Annotated in this window: 12 protein-coding genes; 8 read left to right on the forward strand and 4 right to left on the reverse strand. The window is 69.1% G+C overall.

Features of this window, described 5'->3' with window-relative positions; translation table 11 throughout:
* The 4 genes from HW577_RS02535 to HW577_RS02550 all read left to right on the forward strand — a co-directional run.
* The coding region (locus HW577_RS02535) for a DUF6384 family protein (RefSeq protein WP_198374485.1) at nt 1–450 on the forward strand (450 nt) is incomplete at its 5' end.
* A complete protein-coding gene (locus HW577_RS02540) occupies nt 444–2,015 on the forward strand; it encodes a coiled-coil domain-containing protein (RefSeq protein ID WP_198374486.1) in 1,572 nt (523 codons plus the stop codon). The genes HW577_RS02535 and HW577_RS02540, both read left to right, overlap by 7 nt.
* A 72-nt stretch (nt 2,016–2,087) precedes the next feature.
* Entirely contained in the window at nt 2,088–3,101 is a 1,014-nt protein-coding gene (locus HW577_RS02545; protein WP_198374487.1) for a TAXI family TRAP transporter solute-binding subunit, read from the forward strand.
* 21 nt (nt 3,102–3,122) lie between these two features.
* Nucleotides 3,123–5,168, forward strand: a complete 2,046-nt coding sequence (locus tag HW577_RS02550; RefSeq protein WP_198374488.1) for a TRAP transporter permease — start codon at nt 3,123–3,125, stop codon at nt 5,166–5,168.
* Here HW577_RS02550 and HW577_RS02555 read toward each other — a convergent pair.
* The 4 genes from HW577_RS02555 to HW577_RS02570 all read right to left on the reverse strand — a co-directional run bounded on the left by HW577_RS02555 (nt 5,165) and on the right by HW577_RS02570 (nt 9,238).
* Nucleotides 5,165–5,935, reverse strand: a complete 771-nt coding sequence (locus HW577_RS02555) for an SDR family NAD(P)-dependent oxidoreductase (protein ID WP_198374489.1) — start codon at nt 5,933–5,935, stop codon at nt 5,165–5,167. The genes HW577_RS02550 and HW577_RS02555 overlap by 4 nt on opposite strands.
* Complete coding sequence (locus tag HW577_RS02560; RefSeq protein WP_198374490.1) at nt 5,935–6,891, reverse strand: D-2-hydroxyacid dehydrogenase; 957 nt, start codon at nt 6,889–6,891, stop codon at nt 5,935–5,937. Before HW577_RS02560 ends, HW577_RS02555 begins: the two co-directional genes overlap by 1 nt.
* A gap of 55 nt (nt 6,892–6,946) precedes the next feature.
* Nucleotides 6,947–7,711: a Crp/Fnr family transcriptional regulator gene (locus HW577_RS02565; protein ID WP_198374491.1), complete on the reverse strand. Its 765-nt coding sequence runs from the start codon at nt 7,709–7,711 to the stop codon at nt 6,947–6,949.
* An 87-nt stretch (nt 7,712–7,798) separates the two neighbouring features.
* Nucleotides 7,799–9,238 (reverse strand): S8 family serine peptidase, encoded by a 1,440-nt coding sequence (locus tag HW577_RS02570; protein WP_198374492.1) that lies wholly within the window; start codon nt 9,236–9,238, stop codon nt 7,799–7,801.
* A gap of 106 nt (nt 9,239–9,344) precedes the next feature.
* On the opposite strand from HW577_RS02570, the gene HW577_RS02575 reads away from it, so the two are divergent.
* From HW577_RS02575 to HW577_RS02590, 4 genes are all read left to right on the forward strand, one after another.
* Nucleotides 9,345–11,141 (forward strand): adenylate/guanylate cyclase domain-containing protein, encoded by a 1,797-nt coding sequence (locus tag HW577_RS02575; protein ID WP_198374493.1) that lies wholly within the window; start codon nt 9,345–9,347, stop codon nt 11,139–11,141.
* A 25-nt stretch (nt 11,142–11,166) separates the two neighbouring features.
* Nucleotides 11,167–12,189 (forward strand): phosphatase PAP2 family protein, encoded by a 1,023-nt coding sequence (locus HW577_RS02580; RefSeq protein ID WP_198374494.1) that lies wholly within the window; start codon nt 11,167–11,169, stop codon nt 12,187–12,189.
* Between the two features lie 704 nt (nt 12,190–12,893).
* Nucleotides 12,894–17,084, forward strand: a complete 4,191-nt coding sequence (locus HW577_RS02585) for an Ig-like domain-containing protein (RefSeq protein WP_198374495.1) — start codon at nt 12,894–12,896, stop codon at nt 17,082–17,084.
* 70 nt (nt 17,085–17,154) lie between these two features.
* A complete protein-coding gene (locus HW577_RS02590; protein WP_198374496.1) occupies nt 17,155–17,523 on the forward strand; it encodes a response regulator in 369 nt (122 codons plus the stop codon).
* Nucleotides 17,524–18,028: the final 505 nt, after the last annotated feature.

The following is an 18,028-nucleotide window of genomic DNA, read 5'->3' on the forward strand; positions in this document are numbered from 1 at the left end:
GAAGCCGCGCGCCTGCTGGCCGAGGGTGAGGCCGCCGCGCGTGCCGGGAGCCTTGCGGATGCGCGCGCCCGCCGCCAGGCGCTGGCCGACCTGACGGCGCGGCTCGCCGCGGCCTACACCGTGCGCATCGTGAACCGGCCGGGCGAGCCTTCCGCAGTGTGGCGCGTGCCCGCAGCCAATCCGCGCGCGCGCAACTACTACCTGGTTGTTGAGGCCGTCGATCGCGACGGACGCCCCGTGCAGGTGCCGGTCACGAGCGAGGAGGATGGCCGGGTCGCGCGCGTCTCCCGCTGGGGTCAGCGCGTGCCGGAGGCGGAGTTCGAACGCGTCCGCCGTGACAAGCTCGCCGACGGCATCATCGACCAGCCGGTGATCGGCGAGAAGGCTGCCGGCACAATGGATACGCGCTGGACCATCCAGACGAGCGGGGGGGCTATCCTGTCATGGTGAACGGCGTCGCCGTCCTGCAGGAGATGGATGCGCGCCTCGCGGATGCGCAGCGCGAGGCCTCCGCCGCGCAAGGGGAGGCAGACCGGCTGGCCGCGCGGCGCGAAGGGCTGCGCGCGGAGGAAGCGGCGGCGCTGCGCGAACTCGCGCGGCTGCGCTTCACCGAGATGCAGGACGGGAAGGCGGCGCTCGACGCGCTTGAGTCCGCCGGCGCCCAAGTGCGCGAGAGCCTCGCGCGCCGCGCGGTGGAGCTCGAGGCCACGCAGAAGGCCGTGCTCGATGCGCGCGACGCGCTGCTTGCGGCCGAGGCTAAGCGCGATGCCGAGGCGTCGCGCCATCGCGCGGCGCAGGAAGCGGAAGCAGCCGCGCTGCGCGAAGCCGATGCGCGCGCCGCGCAGGACGAGGCGTTCCAGCGCCTGTCCGCGGCGGCCGAGGAAGCGGAGCGCATCGCCCAGCATGCCGAGCAGAAGGTCGGCTTCGCGACGCGCGACTTCGAGGAGAAGGGCCGGCCCTACCGCGCCGATCCGCTCTTTGCCTATCTGTGGGACCGCGGCTACGGCACTTCGCGCTACCGGGCCTTTCCGCTCGTGCGCATGATCGACGACTGGGTGGCGCGGCTGATCGGCTTCGAGCCGGCGCGGGCAGCCTATCAGCTTCTGTCCGAACTTCCCGGTCACATGCAGTCCCACGCGGCGCGCATGCGCGCGACGGCGGATGCGGCGGTGCGCGCGATGGTCGAGCGCCGGCGCACCATCGCCGGCCTTCCGGCCGAGGCGGGCCGCCCTTCGGCCGAGGCGATGGACGCCGCCGAGGATGCGGTGGAGGCGGCGCAGGCCGCGCTCGCCGAAGCGGAGCGTCGCCGGGCCGCGGTCGCGTCCGGGGAGGATGCCGCATCCCAGCAGGCGATGCGCGCGCTGGAAGCCGCGATCGGCGAACGCTCGCTGCGCGCCCTGAGGGACGAGGCATCGCGCACCCCGACGCGGGAGGATGACGCGATCGTCGCGCGGCTTGAGATCGCGGCGGCCGAGCGTGCGCAGGTGGAGCGCGCGCTGGCCGAGGCCCAGGCACAGGCCGGCACGGCACGCGCCCGGCTTCAGGAGATGCAGGCGCTGCGCCACGAGATGCGCGGCCGCGGCGTAGAACGCAGCGAATGGGGCTTCGCCTCCGGCGCGATGGTCGGCGTGCTGATCGGGGAGGTGCTGCGCGGCGCGCTGTCCCGCGATGCGTTCTGGGACCGGATGGAGCGGCAGCGCTCGCCCGGAGGCGGATCCTGGGGCGGCGCCGGCTCGTCGCAGCCAGGTCCTTGGAACAAGCCGCTGCCCGGGCCCTGGGGGAAGTCCGCGCCGGGCCCCTGGGGCGGCGGAGGGGGATTCGAGGACGACGCCGCGCCGTATTGGGGCCGGCCCGGCAAGCAGCCGCGCGGCGGTGGCGGCAAGGGCAGCAACGATTGGGGCGGCGGTTCCAGCGGCGGATCGTCCGGCGGCAGTTGGGGCGAGTCCGGCGGCGGCTTCTCGACGGGTGGTCGCAGCGACAGTGGCGGGGGCTTCCGCACCGGCGGCTCCATCTGATCCTGCCCGGGGTTCGCGTGCCTGCGGAACCGGTCTAGGGTTCCGCCGGACGCACCACCGGGGAGACGCGCCATGACATTCCGCCGCAGCATCCTTGCCGCCGCGACCGCGGCCGCACTTGCGCTTCCGGGCGCCGCTTCCGCGCAGGCGCCATCCTTCTTCCGCATCGGCACCGGCAGCGCCGGCGGCACTTACTATCCGATCGGCGGCATCATCGCGAATGCGCTGTCCTGCCCGCCCGGCGCGGCGTGCAACACGGCCGGCGCGACGGACGGCATCCCCGGCATGGTCGCGGTCGCGCAGGCGACGCAGGGCAGCGTGCAGAACGTGGCGCTCGTGCATTCGGGCAATGCCGAGAGCGGCTTCACCCAGTCCGACGTCGCGCATTGGGCCTACACCGCAACGGGCCTGTTCCAGGGCCGCCCGGCGCAGAACCGCATCCGCTTCGTCGCGCACCTGTTCCCCGAGCACATCCACGCCGTGGTGCGCCGTGACAGCCCGATCCAGACCTTCAACGACCTGCGCGGCAAGCGCATCGCGATCGGCCTGCAGGCCTCCGGCGCGCGCATCGGGTCCGAACTGATCCTCGGCGCATACGGCTTCCAGGCCGGCCGCGACTTCACCGCCGAATACCTGAACCAGGCGCAGGGCACCGAGCGCATGCAGGATCGTGGGCTCGATGCCACGATTACCGTGGTCGGCTATCCGGCCGCCGCATTCACTGAATTCTGCAGCCGCAGCGGCTGCCGCATCCTGCCGATCCCCGAGGCCGAGGCCGGCCGCGTGATCGAGAATGCGCCCTTCTATGGCCGCGGCGTCATACCGCGCACGGCGTATGAAGGCCTGACGGCCGATACGCCGACGCTGACCGTCGGCGCCGTCCTCGTGGTCCGCGACAGCCTGCCGGACGACCTCGTCTACAACATCACCCGCGCGCTCTGGTCCGACACGACGCGCGGCCTGCTCGACCGCGGGCACGCGAAGGGGCGCGAGATCGTGCGGGAGAACGCGCTGTCGGGGCGTGGCGTCGTCCCATTCCACCCGGGCGCGGAACGCTTCTACCGCGAGGCCGGCATCCTTCGCTGAGCAACTGAACGGAGTACGGCCGTGTCCGCAACCGACCCGCGCGGCACGGCCGCTTCCTCTGCCACCCGGCTTGATCTTGAAGCCGCGGCCGAACTCGAGAAGAAGTACGACACCGAGGTCTCCTTTCGCGCGCTGCGCGGCGTCACGGCGGCGATCGTTTCGACCCTGCTCGTGGCGCTGTCCGCCTTCCACTACTACACGGCCGGCTTCGGCATCCTGACCGAGCACTGGCACAAGTCGATCCACCTGGCCGCCGTGCTCGGCCTGATCTTCATCATGTTCCCGACCAGCCTCGACCGGATGCCGAAGATTGGCGGCGTGCCGATCCATGACTGGATCCTGGCGTTGCTGATCGCAGTCGCCTGCTTCTACCTGCCGATTGTCTTCGACGAACTCACCTTCCGCATCGGCATGCCCAGCACCGAGGACATGGTGATGGGCACGCTGATGGTGGTGCTTGTGCTCGAAGCGACGCGGCGCGCCATGGGCTGGGTCCTGCCGGCGATCGTGATCGTCTTCATCCTGTACGGGTTGTTCGGCAACCACCTGTCGGGCGTGCTGGCGCATCCCGGATCGTCCTGGGAAGGCTTCATCAGCCACGTCTACCTGACGCAGGAAGGCATCTTCGGCATTCCGGTAAAGGTGGTCGCGACCTTCGTCTTCCACTTCGTGCTGTTCGGCGTGCTCGCCACCCGCATGGGCCTCGGGCAGTTCTTCATCGACATCGCGTCGATCATCGGCGGGCGTTACGCGGGCGGGCCGGCCAAGGTCGCGGTCATTTCGTCGGCCATGTTCGGCACCATCAGCGGATCGTCCATCGCCAACACGGTGACGACGGGCTCGCTGACGATCCCGGCGATGAAGCGCATCGGCTACAAGCCGCACTTCGCCGGCGCGGTCGAGGCCGCCGCGAGTGCGGGCGGCCAGATCACGCCACCCATCATGGGCGCGGCCGCCTTCGTGATGATCGAGTTCCTCGAGATCTCACTGACCACGCTGCTGATCGCCGCCGCCATTCCCGCCGCGATGCATTTCTGGGGCGTCTTCGTGCAGGTGCATTTCGAGGCGAAGCGCCTCGGCCTGCGGGGGATGGACCCGGACGAGATTCCGAGGCTCTGGCCCACGATCCGTGATGGCTGGCCGACCGTGATCCCACTTGTGCTGCTCGTCTGGGTCATCGTGGACGGCTACACCCCCTATCTCGCTGCCTTCGCCGGCATCAGCGCCTGCATCGTGGTGGGCTTCCTCAATCCGCGGAACCGGCTGACGATCAAGGACCTGTGGGATGCCTTCGACCTTGGCTCCCGCTACGCGCTCGCGGTGGGTGCTGCGGCCGCGGCGGTCGGCATCGTGGTCGGTGTCGTCACGCTGACCGGTGCCGGCTTCCGCATCGGCTTCATCGTCACCCAGGCTGCGGCGCAGACGGCGGAGATGTTCCGGCCCATCGTGGAAGCGCTGCCCGCCGGCTTCGGCTCGATGCAGGGGCTGACGCTGTTCATCACCCTCATCTTCGTCGCGCTGGTCTGCATCGCGATGGGGGCCGGCATCCCCACGACGGCGCTCTACATCGTGCTGGCCGCGATCGCGGCACCGGCGGTGGTGCAGCTCGGCGTGCCGCCGATCGCCGCCCACCTCTTCATCCTCTACTACGGCATCCTGGCTGACCTGACGCCGCCGGTCTGCGTCTCGGCCTACGCCGCTGCCGGCATCGCAGGATCCAACCCGTTCCGCACGGGCATCACGGCCTTCCGACTCGGCATGGCGAAGGCTACGGTGCCTTTCGTCTTCGCCTATGCGCCCGTGATGCTGATCGTGGTGCCCGACTTCACCTGGGGCGCCTTCATCTTCACCGTCGGCACCTGCGCCATCGGCGTGCTGATCCTCGGCATCGGCATGACGGGCTACGCCTTCACGCATATGGGGCTGGCATCGCAGGCCGTGCTGGTGGTCGCGTCGCTGATGATGATCTCGCCCTCAGGGCCACTGACGGCGATCGGCGCGGTGCTGGCCGCGCCGGTGCTGCTGGTCAACTTCCTGAAGGCGCGACAATTGCCCGCTGTCGCCTAGAACAGCGAATAGCCTCCGTCGACCACCAGGCAGTCACCTGTGTGATAGGCGGAGGCGTCGCTCATCAGGTAGACGGCAAGTCCGCCGAAATCCGCGCCCGTTCCCCAGCGGCGGGCGGGGATGCGCGGCAGCACCGCGGCGGCGAAGCGCTCATCCGCCACGCTGCCTGCCGTCATCGCCGTCTCGATCCAGCCAGGCAGGATGGCATTAGCCCGGATGCCGTGGCGGGCGAGCTCCACCGCCAGCGCGCGGATCATCGCCACCATCGCGCCCTTCGTCGCGGCGTATTGCGCATTGCGCGCCGCGCCTTCGATGGCCGCCAGTGACGCGGTGCCGACGAGCGACCCGCCGCCGCCCCGATCGACCATGTGCCGCGCGGTAGCGCGCAGCGTGTGGAAGGCGCCGTCCAGGTTCACGCGGGTCACGCGATGCCATTCGGTGCTGTCGAGCTCCGTGAACTTCCGCTTCAGCCCATAGGTTCCCGCGTTGGCGAAGCAGGCATCGACACGGCCGAGTGCGGCAAGCGTGCCTTCCATCGCGCGCTCGACCGCCCCTTCGTCGCCGACGTCGCAGACCGTCGCGTGAAGGCGGACGCCGGTCCGCTCAAGCTGCGCCGTCGCGGCTGCGTTCTTCGCCGCGTTCGTACCCCAGATCGCGACATCGGCGCCGGCCTCCGCCAGCGCCTGCGCCATGCCGAGTCCGATCCCTGAATTGCCGCCGGTGACGAGCGCGACCTTGCCGGTCAGGTCGAAGGCCCGGTAGGCCATCAGTAGCCCGCCCTTCGGTCCACGAGCTGCGAGGCCGGCGCGCCATCGAGGAAGCGGCGCATGTTCTCCGCCAGCAGGGCGGCCACGACCTGGTCGCGCTGCGGATGCAACCCGCCGATATGGGGGAGGACCATGATGTGCTCCTCGCCCCAGAACGGGTGTTCCGCCGGCAGTGGTTCCGTGCGGAACACGTCCAGCACGGCGCCGGCGATCGTGCCGCCGCGCACGGCGGCGACGAGGTCCTCGTCCCTGATCAGCGCGCCGCGGCCGAAGTTCAGCAGCCAGGCGGTCTTCTTCATGCGCGCGAGCCGCGCGGCATCGACAAAATTCTCGGTGGCCGGCGTTGCCGGCAGCAGCAGCACGACGAAGTCGCTCTCGGCGAGGACCGCATCGGTGCCGTCGGGCGTGTGGACCTGCTCCACATGCGGCACCGCCGCGCCGTCGCGTTTGGTGCCGATCACCCGCATCTCCAGCGCCGCGGCCTTGCGCGCCAGCTCTGCGCCGATCGCGCCGAGCCCCAGTATGCCGAGCGTGCTGCCCGCCAGTGTCGCCGAGACCCGGCGCGTCCAGCGCTGCGCCGCATTGTCCGCGACGATCGCGGCATAGGGCTTGGTGATGTGGAACAGTGCGCCGAGGATGTTCTCAGGCATCTGCACCCGATGCGTACCGCGCGCGCAGGAGAGCGCGATGCCGTCCCGAAGGTCCGCCCGGCCGAGCCAGTGTTCCACGCCGGCCGTGAGCGACTGGATGAAGCGCAGCCTCGGCATCCGGTCGAGCACACCGGGCGGCGGGCCCCAGGATAGCAGCGCCTCTGCCTCAGCCAGCAACACCGGATCGGGTGTGGCCGCGCGCGGCACGACCTCGATCCGCAGCCGATCGCCCAGCCCCGCTTCCGAAACGGCGCGCGCATAGGGTTCGGCGCCGTCGATCCAGAGCAGCAGCAGCGGTTTCGTCATGGCCTGGTCTCCATCCTGCCGCGAAGCCTGCGGCAGGTGGCGGGCCGCGTCCAGATCAGGCCGCGGGCGCGCGGAGCTCGGCCGCGACCAGTGCCTGCATCTCCATCACACGCAGGATGCGGATGGCGCGGCGGTCGCGCGCGAGCCAGCCCTCGCGCGTCATGTCCGACAATTCCCGAGAGACGACTTCGCGTCGCGCGCCGATGCGCGCCGCCAGCTCATGGTGCGGCGGCGGCGGGGAGACGACGCGTTCAGTCGGCGCGCCGGCACGCGGACGGGACAGGCGCAGCAGCTCCGAGAACAGGCGCAGCCGCACCGGGAGAGCCTCCCGCTCCAGCGTGCGTTCCGTCTGTAGTCGCAGCTTCGCGGCCAGCGTGCGCAGCAGCGCGTGGCAGGCGGTGGGCGTCGTGAAGACGAAGTCGAGGAACGCCTGCGCCGGGATGATGCAGAGCCGGGACCGAGCGATGGCGGATACATTCGCCGCGCGCGGCGCACCGTCGATGGCGGACAGCTCGCCGAAGAACTCGCCGGCGCCGAACTCGTTCAGCAGCACTTCGCGCCCGGAGGCGGCGCGCAGTTGCACGCGCACCGCGCCGGTCGCGACGAAGAAGATGTCGGTCGAGGGCTCGTCCTCATCCACCACGACCTGGCCGGGTTCCACCGTGCGCCAGCGCGCGGCGGCCGAGAGACGCTCGAGCGCGGCGGCGTCGGCGCCGCGGAAGAAGGGCAGGTCGGTCAGCGACGGCGGGCGCGGCGGCTCAGTCATGGCGGGGTGCAGCCAGACGAGGTGGGGAAGGGAGGGATCCTGGATCGCGCGCATGGTCTGCCTCCGGCGTGGCGCCCGTGCGGCGCCAACGACCGCAGGGTGTGACACGGCATGTCGGGAGGCGAGTGACGCGGATCACCATCAGGGAAGCCCCGCGATGGTCGCGGCGCAGTCGATCACGCCATGGCCGGTGCGGAGGTTCCAGCCCGCGCTGCCGTCCATCTGCCGCGCGGTCTTTCGCAGATGCCCGAACAGCGCGTCGCTCGGCACGACGGAATCGTGCCAGCGGGTGCGCAGCGCCGCCACCACGCCGGCGGCAACGGCGGATGCGGCTGAGGATCCCGTGGCGCGCGGGTAGGGTGCCTCGGGCGTGCGGAAATGGCTTGGCGCGGCGAGGTCCGGCTTCCGCTGCGGATGGCCGTGATACTGCGCGAACTGGCCGGGCCCCTGGGAGGAATAGCCGGCCCAGATGCCATCCGCCCGTACCGCGCCCACGGTCAGCACGCTGTCGAGCGAATTGGCGCCGAGGATGCTGCGCCCCGGCCCGATCAGCCGCGGCGCGCAGCGGGTATCGGGCCCGAATTCACCGCAATTGCCGGCGGCGAAGACGATGGCGGCATGTGGCGCCGCGGCATCGATGGCGCAGGCGACCCAGTGATACGGGTTCCTGGAGTATTCGCCCGGCACCGTCTCCCCACGCGCATCGTAGATGCTCCAGGCATTCACCAGGACCCAGCGGCCGTCGAAGCGCGGGTCGTGCTTGCCGAGGATGCGGATGTCGCGGCTGATGCTCGTGATCGCGCCGAAAGCGTCGCTGAGGAAGGCCGGCAGGTTGCCGAGGATGCGCGAGGGGATCAGCGGGCAGTCGAAGATCAGCGCCTGCGGCGCCAGCGCCTGGATGGTGCGCGCGATCATGGTGCCGTGCGTGTTGGTGCCCGTTGCCGTGCCCGGCAGCGGCCCGCCCGGCTTGGACCAGCCGCCGGCGAAGCGCGAAGGGTCGAGCAGCCGGTCGGCCGCCAGGCCCTGGTCGATGACCACCACCTTCACGTCCTTGCCGTCCAGGCCCTTGGCGGCGAGCGCCCCGGCATGGATCAGCGCTCGCGCATGGTCGAAGGTCGCGAAGTCATTGCCCTCCCCCCTGCCGGGGACCCAGTGCAGGGCGGGGGAGATGCGGAGGTCGCTCACCACCTCGTCGAAGCGGCCGAAGATGCGCTCCGCGCCTTCGCGGAAGAGGGCGGCGGCCTTCTCGTCAGCAAAGGCGAGGGCGAAGGCGGCTTCCTCCGGCGCGGCCCGCGCCGCGGCGTGGCGCGCCGCGAGCTCCTTCTCGCGCTCGAGCGTCAGGGTCCAATCGGCCAGTGGCAGATGGGTGACGGCGAAGGCCGGGCCGTCCTTGGTCGCCAGCCGGCCCAGCCCAGGTATGCCGTCCGGCCCGGCGATGATTGCGTCGATCGCATCCAGCCGGCGAGCCAGGTAGGCGTCCCGCAGCGCCGATTTGTCCGCCTTGAGGAAGGGCGGGTCGCGGAAGACGAAGTTGCGGCGCACCGGCAATGGCCGCCGCCGCTGTTCCGGATAGCCCTCCATGCGCCATGCCTCCCGCGCCGTCCGCCAGCCTATCCTTGCACTGTCGGCGTGTTTCAGGAAATGTCGGAGCTATTCGCAAGGGGCAGGACCGGGGACGCAGCGGGCGATGTCGGCCGACCATCTCGCGCGCAGTCTGGACCTGGATGCCGCGACAGGCGTCCGGCGTTTCGCCGCCTTCGCCTTCGCGGACGTGGTCGGCTACACGATCCTGATGGCGACCGAGGAAGGTCGCACCCATCGACGCTGGATGGCGGCGCTGGACGGCATCCTCCGCCCGCTCGCCGGCACGCATGACGGCCGCATCGTGAAGTCGACCGGGGATGGGGTTCTGGCGGAATTCCGGACGCCTGCAGGGGCGCTCGCCTGGGCGCTGGACGTACAGACGCGCCTGGCCGCGGCGGACGGGGCGGAGCCGGAGGCGCCGACGCTCGCGCTGCGCATAGCGCTTCACATGGGTGAGATCACCGCGACCGATCACGATATATACGGGGCCGGGGTGAACCTCGCCGCGCGGCTGCAGGAACATGCGCCGGCCGGTGGGGTGCTGATGAGCACCGATGTCCATGCGGCGGTCGCCGCGCGCCTGCCGCGGCCGGCGCGCGACCTCGGGCTCATCGTCCTCAAGCACCTGGCCGACCCCGAGCGCGCCTTCGTGCTCGACCCGGAGGTGCCGCCGGCGCGGCTGCCGAGCCCGCCCGATGTCTCGCCGCTGCCATCCCTCGCGGTTCTGCCGCTGCGCAATCTCGGCGGCGATCCGCAGGACGACTACTTCGCCGATGGCGTGGTGGAGGACATCGTCGTCTCGCTCGGCAACCTGCGGGAACTGATGGTGGTCTCGCGCTCCTCGACCCTCGCCTGGCGCGGGCGGGACGCCGACCCGCGGGAGGTCAGCCGCGCGCTTGGCGTGCGCTACGTCGTCAGCGGCAGCGTGCGCCGCGCCGGGCGGGACCTGCGCGTTCAGATCGAGCTGTCGGATGCGCAGACCGGCACGCGGCTCTGGGGCGATCGGGCGGAGGCCACGGGCGGCGAGTTGTTCGTGCTGCAGGACCGGATCGTCGAGCGCATCGTCGCCGGCGTCGCCCCACATGTCCGCGCGGCCGAACTGCAGCGCGCGCTGCGCAAGCGGCCGGAAAGTTTCACCGCCTACGACCTGACGCTGCGTGGCCTGTCATTGATCCATGACCTCGACCGCGAACGCTTCACCGAGGCGCGCGCGCTGTTCGGCCGGGCCATGGCGCACGACCCAGGCTTTGCCCTGCCGACGGCCTGGGCGGCACGCTGGCACAGCATCTATGTCGGTCAGGGATGGTCGCCGAACCCGCGCATCGACATGGAGGAGGCCGCCGCCCTGTCGGCGCGCGCCATCGAACTCGACCGGCAGAACGCGCTGGCGCTCGCGACCTGCGCGCATGTCCGCTCCTTCCTGATGCACGACTACGACGCGGCGCTGGTCTTCTTCGAGCGGGCGCTCTCGGTCGGTCCGAACAATGCGCTCGCCTGGCTGCTCTCCTCCGCGACCCTGTCCTATGTCGGCCGGACGGAGGAGGCGATCCGCCATGCCGAGCACGGGCTCAGGCTGTCACCTTTCGACCAGAACCTGTTCTCCTACTACAATCTTCTGGCGATCGCGCATTACTGCCATGGGAACATCGCCGAGGCGCTGCGCTGGTGTCGCCTGTCCGACGCCGAGACCCCGCGATTCACATCGAACCTTCGGGTCCTGATCGCCGCCCTGGTCGCGGCGGGCCAGGAAAGTGACGCGCGTCACGCCGCGCAACGCCTGCTGCAGCTGGAGCCCGCCTTTTCTCTTGCCGAGTATGAGCGATCCCGCATGCCCTATCGCGATCCGAAGATCCGTGCGCGCGTCCTTGCGGATCTGCGTGCGGCGGGGCTGCCGGAATGAAGACCCCCGTTTGCAGGAGCAGCCGATGAGCGGCATAGGTCCATCCGATTCGTCCGACAGCAGCGACTCCTCGGACAGCAGCGACTCGTCCGACAGCAGCGATTCCTCCGGGACGGGCGGGGGCCGCGGCAGGTCGTCGGCCCGGCCCATCGGGATTTCTCCCGACCTGCGGCGCGAACCTGGCGAGACCTGGTTCCGCGGCAATCGCTGGCCGCCGCAGGATGTCGAGCCGCTGCTAAAGACCTGGTCGCTGAGCGCGGCGCCACCCGCCTTCCGGCCTGACGACTGGTCCTTCACCCATTTCGCGGTCGCCGCGCAGACGGAATTCGCCTCGGGCGCGGGCGGCGACTGGCGGACCATCACCCTCCCCGCTCCGCCCGGCGCGCAGGCCGAGATCGATGCGGAGCTCACGGAGCTCTGCGAGATCGCTGAGTTCCGCGCGGGCGTGCTGGCCGAGGCGATGGAGCAGCGCGACAACGTCCTCGGCTATTTCCGCGGCCTGCTGACCTTCAAGGGCGGCACGCACCCCTGGACCGTGCGGCTGTGCCAGGCCGCGATCCGCGTCGGCCAGTTCATGGTCATGGGACAGAAGGCCAAGTACATGCGCGCCCGCCCGTCGCGCCTGATGCCGGCGCTGATGCCGCCGGTCGATCCGCCCGGCCACCCCGCCTATCCGAGTGGGCACGCGACCCAGGCCTATCTCCTCGCGCTCGCGCTGGGCGAAGTGCTGCCTGATGTCGCGACCGGCCAAGGGTTGGGCGGCGCTCGGGCGCCTGTCAGCGTGGCCGAGGTGGGCAATGTCGCGGGATCGATCATGACGAAGGTCTCAAGCCTGCCGAATGTGGCGGGCCGCATGGACCTATCGCCGCACTGGCGGATCGCTGAACGGATCGCGCGCAACCGGGAAGTGATCGGCGTGCATTTCCCGAGCGACTCCGAGGCGGGGCTGCGCCTGGCGGTAATGACCTGGGCCATGCTGCGTACCTGCCCGCTGATGGGCGCGGCGGGTACAGGGGCGCTCGACCGCGCTCGCGCGGAGTGGGTCTGAACGCGTCGGGAAGCTTGGCGCCTGCCGCCCGGCGCAGAGCCGATTTCCATCCCCGGCCATGCGCGCGATGTCCGATGGGCTCGCACGCCCCGGCCACTGTTTCGCGCCCGGGGGACGACAGGCTGAGGCGGTGCCGTCGCCTGGTTAGGTGCTGGGTCCCGGTGCGTGGACTGGGCGGCGTCCACCTGTCTGGTCCGGGCCCTGGTTTTCCCATCGTGACACGGCTGATCGGTGCGAATTCGATCCAGGCCGATTCGTATCGATACCGCCTGGAGACATGCGGATTCGACCGCGGGTGTGTCGCAAACAGTGCGAACGTACCGATTTGTGAGAATTCCCGCGCGTGTACCGGGCTCACGCACAAACCGCATATGGTGTGGATACGGGAAATCCCGCCCCATATGTAGGGTAAGCCCCCGCGATTTCGTGTGCGGTTGCACAATTGTCCAGTCGGGTTCGCCTTATGGCTGTATCCGTCAAGAGAAAAGCGAAAAAGCAGATCATCACAATTTCGTGAGGCGCCAGGCTGTCGGTGGCGCGATCACGATTTTGCGCGCTTCAATTGGGGACACGAAGCGAAGAAAAGCTCAGCCCGTTCCCCCGTCTCGCCGGCTGAGCGCAAGTTCTCATGTTGTCGTGCGCTGCCGTGCAAAAGACGGAGGGGAGAACCTATGTCTGGATCATCGATCCTCGTCGACGGCCTTATGTCCGATTGGACATTCGCAGATCGCCTCGGTTATCCGACGAACTGGGTTAGCGGATACGACATCTACGGCCGGATCGAGGGCGGAACGCTTTATATGGCGATCGTCGCTCCGGTGCAGATCGGCGCGAATACGACGATTTGGTTGAATACGGACCAGAACGCAGCGACCGGCTTTCAGATTTTCGGGAACGCCGGCGGCGCTGAGTACAACATCGACTTCGGCGCCGGTGGCGTTCCGTTTCTCTATACCGGCAACGCTGGCGAGGTCCTCGTCGGTGGCGCGAGCGTCCAGTACGCCAGGAGCGCCGACGGCAAGACGGTCGAACTTGCGGTTCAGCTCACATCGCTGAACGACACCATCGCCCCGGCGATGGACGTCCTGATCGACGTCAACAACACCTCCTTTGTGCCGGGGAGCTTCTACGGCGCGCCCTATACCGTCGCGCCGAGCGGCTCGAACGGCTCCGCGATGAAGGTCGCGATCGTCTACTCCGAAACGACCGCGTACAAGTTCTTCGGCGGCGACGCGGTTAGCCAGACGCCCTCGACCGCCTACACGCAGCTCTTCGCCTCGGCCCAGTACCAGGCGGCGATGGCGGGCGTGCCTTACGACATCCTGACGGAAGCGGACCTCACCGACATCTCGAAGCTGTCGCAGTACGACAGCATCATTTTCCCGTCTTTCTCGCATGTGGACAGCACGAAGGTCGGCGCCATCACCAGTGCGCTGACGAGTGCGGTCTACGACTACGGCGTCGGCCTGATCACCGCCGGCAATTTCATGACGAACGACCAGACGGGCGGCGCGATCACGGGCGACTCCTACAGCCGGCTGAAGCAGCTGATGGGGCTTCAGCTCGTCTCCTCCGACGGCACGCTGACGCAGATCGATGTCAAGGCGACCGCCTCGACCAACCCCATCGTCGATGATCTGGCCACGGGCGAGACCATCCGCACCTACACCAACGTCTTCGGCCCGATCGGCACGCAGACCTTCGGCGTGCTCAACGGCGTGCCCTACGAGGTGCTCGCGACGCAGACGCTGACCGACCTTGAGACTGGCGTGCAGACTACCACCAACGCGATCTACACGACCGTTACCGGCGGGCGGAACGTACACTTCGCGACGGAAGGCATGCTCGCGGACAACAACCTGCTGTCCCGCGCACTCGACTGGGTGGTGTCGAACCCGGTCGCGCCGGAAGTTCGGCTGGAAATCAGCCGCCACACCGCGATTTTCGGCTCCCGCAACGACATGGACCAGTCGCAGGAGATCGTCACCGTCAATCCGCCTGGTAACGAGCCCGGCATCTACGACGTGATGATGGAGATCCTGGAGCGCTGGAAGACGCAGTACAACTTCGTCGGCTCGTACTACCTCAATGTCGGCGACGATCTGAGCCTGTCCGGCGACAACGGCGTGACTGACGGCGTCGGCACCGACTGGTCGGTCTCCAAGCCCTACTATGACCGTCTGCTTGCGCTCGGGAACGAGCTCGGCTCGCACTCCTACTCGCACCCCTTCGACACGAACCTGCTGACGCAAACGGAGCTGCAGCAGGAATTCGAGTGGTCGAAGACGGTCCTTCAGAACAACATGCCAGGGCTGACCATCGCCGGGGCGGCTATCCCCGGCATGCCGCAGACGACGGCCGTTTCGCTCAAGGTGCTGGAATACTACGACTACCTTACCGGCGGGAACGCCATGGTGGGGGCGGGCTATCCCGGCGCCTTCGGCTATCTGACGCCGGACACGACCAAGGGCATCTATATCGCCCCGAACATCTCCTCGGACTTCACCCAGACCGGCTGGAAGAACCTCACATTTGAGCAGGCCGCCGCAGGCTGGCTCAAGGAATGGAACGACGCGATCCGCCTGGCCGACCTGCCGGTGGTGGTATTCCCGTGGCACGACTACGGGCTGACCGGCTGGAACACCGACTACGGCAACCCGAACGGCAAGGTCTACGGCAACGAGCAGATGTTCCTGCCGTTGATCGAGGCCGCCTACAACTATGGTGCCGAGTTCGTGACGCTGGCCGACCTTGCCGCGCGGCTCGCCGCCTTCGAACAGGCGACGCTGAACTACACGTTCGACGCCGTCGCGGACACCATCACTGGCGCGGTGACCGGCGCGCTCGGTACCTTCCAGCTCGATCTCGACACCCAGATCGCGAGCGTCTCGATCGGTGGTGCCGCCTGGTACGCCTACGATGGCGACAGCGTCTTCCTGCCCGCAGGCGCAAGCAACTTCACCATCACGCTCGGCGCGACGCCGGTCGACGTGACCCGCATCGTGCAGCTGCCCGCGCGCGGTCACCTGATCTCCGTCGCCGGCGATGGCTCGAACCTCTCCTTCGCCCTGAACGGCGAGGGCAAGGTCATCGTCGACCTGAAGACCTTCGCCGCCAGCGAATTCGCGGTGTCGGTGACGGGTGCTACGGTCACGAAGCTGCAGGACGGCATGCTGGAGCTGCTCCTGCCCAGCCTCGGTCTGCACAATGTGGCGGTGAACCTCGTGCCCCCGACGGGCCTCATCGCCGCACCGGCGATCGCGGATGTCGCCACCAACCTCACCCGTTCACTGATCACCGGCACCGCTTCGGCCGGCGCGACCGTGACGGTGACGGAAGGTGCAGCGACGCTCGGCACCGTGGTGGCCGACGGATCCGGCGCATGGTCGCTTTCCGTGGCGCCGCTGTCGAACACCATCCATACGCTGAACGTGGTCGCGATCGGCGCTGGCGGCATCGTCCGCGAAGGTGGCGTGGCGCGCATCGGCACGACCGCCAACGAGTCGCTGACCGGAACGCAGAATGGCGACCTGCTGCTTGGCGCGGCGGGCAATGACACGCTGGATGGCGGGTCGGCGGCCGATACCATGAAGGGCGGCACGGGCAACGACCTCTACAAGGTCGACAATGCCGGCGACGTGGTGGTGGAGCTGGCTTCCTCGGGGGCGGATACGGTCCACGCCTCGGCGACGCACACCCTGTCCGACAATGTCGAGCACCTGGTGCTGACCGGCGCGGACTCCATCTCCGGCTTCGGCAACGCCCTCGCGAACAACATTCTCGGCAATGCCGGGAACAACACGCTCGGCGGCGGCTCGGGCAACGACACGATCAATGGCGGCGCTGGCAACGACTCGATGTTGGGCGGCGCGGGGAACGACATCTTCATCGTCGATACCACCGGCGACGTCGTCGTCGAGGCCCCGGGCCAGGGCACCGACGAGGTGCGTTCCTCAGCGAGCTTCACGCTGGGCGCGGAGATCGAGCGCCTGGTGCTCACCGGAACCGCTTCCATCGACGGCACCGGCAACGCGCTCGCCAACTTCATCTCGGGCACCGCGGGCGCGAACCAGCTTTCCGGTGGCGCGGGCAACGACACGCTCTCCGCGGGCGACGGCAACGACAGGCTCGACGGCGGCACCGGCGCGGACTCCCTCGTCGGTGGCAATGGCAACGACTGGTACGTCGTCGACAGCACGGGCGACATCATCGTCGATGCATCCGGCGCCGACACGGTGCAGGCGAGCATCAACTTCACGCTCGGCAGCGCGCTGGAACACCTCATCCTGACCGGATCGGCAAGCGCCGGCACGGGCAACGCCTCCGCGAACCGCATCGAGGGCAACACCACCGTCTCCAACCGGCTCTCCGGTCTCGACGGCAACGACGTGCTGATCGGCGCGGGCAGTGCCGATACGCTGCTTGGCGGCGCGGGCGCAGACAGCATGGTCGCGCATGGCGGCAATGACTGGCTCGAAGGCGGGGATGGCAACGACACGATCCTCGGTGGCGTGGGCCGCGATACCCTGATCGGCGGCGCCGGCAACGACGTGCTCACCGGCGGCGACGATCCTGATGTCTTCCGTTTCAACAGCAGCGCGCACGGCGTCGACCGGATCGAGGACTTCGTCTCCGGCGTGGACAAGATCGCGATCTCCGCCTTTGGCTTCGGCGGACTTCTCGCGGCTGGGATGGATGTCGGGGCAAGCGGCCGCTTCATCACGAATGACTCGGGGCTCGCCAACTCCGCGCTCGTCGGCCAGTTCGTCTACGAAGGCGATGTCGGGCGGCTCTGGTACGACGTCGACGGCACAGGCGCGCTCGGCCGCGTCGCGGTCGCCGACCTGATCGGCAAGCCTGCGCTCGCCGCGTCCGACATCATCATCATTGCCTGACCCGATGCGCGAGATCCTGACCCATGCGCAAGCCAGAACGACCCCCTCGCCGACACAGGGAGCCGCTTCGATGACCCAGACTGTGATCATCGTCGACGACAACATCCTTTCCGCCCGCCTCTACAAGGCCATCCTGGCGTCGCTCGACTGCCGTGTCCTGGTGGCGAGCAACGCCGCCGAAGCGGCGCGGCTGGCGGGTGCCCTGCAGTCCGGCCCGATGCTCGAGACGATCGACACCGCACTGCGCTGGGAGCAGGAGGACGGATCGGAGGACACCGACCAGGGCCGCCCGTTGTTCCTCGTTGCCGCGGCCAGGGAACTGGAGACGATGCAGGAAGTGGCGCGCAACACGGGCGGTGATGCCGTGACACTGCGCAAGCCTGTGGCGCGAGACGGACTTGAGACCCTTGTGCGGCGCCACTTCGGCGCCGGTCACTGAGGAAGGACTGCGGGGGCAGTTTGACCAGGCGAGGTGTCCGACCGGACACCCGGCAAGGAGACTGCGGCATGGTCGGGAACGTTGGCCTTGTGGGACGTGGTGCCGCGGCGCCGCTCCTGCCGCGTGACCACCGCCGCCGTGCCGCCGTCCCGCATGACGGAATCACCTTGCATCTCCGCGGAATGCTGCGACCACAAGACCGCGCCATGCCGATCTACCGGAGCCGGAAGGGCACCACGCGCTGTCCGTCAGGCGCCGTGACGCCGGCAGGAGCGTTGATGATGTCCGCTCCCCTCCGCGCAAAGCCTGTCGCATCCTGCCTGCGGGACACGACCGGATGCTGATCGGCACCAGGCGGGATGGATCGCTCGCGACGGGCTTCGATGGGCGGGCGATGTGCGCCGGCGTTGCCACGCGCGCCTCCGCCGCCTTCGCCGGCGGAGGTGCCATACCCTATGACGGGGATCGTGCTGCCGTGGGTCGTGGTGCCATCGGGGTTCGCGGC

This window comes from Neoroseomonas rubea (genome assembly GCF_016106015.1).
GTDB lineage: Bacteria > Pseudomonadota > Alphaproteobacteria > Acetobacterales > Acetobacteraceae > Neoroseomonas > Neoroseomonas rubea.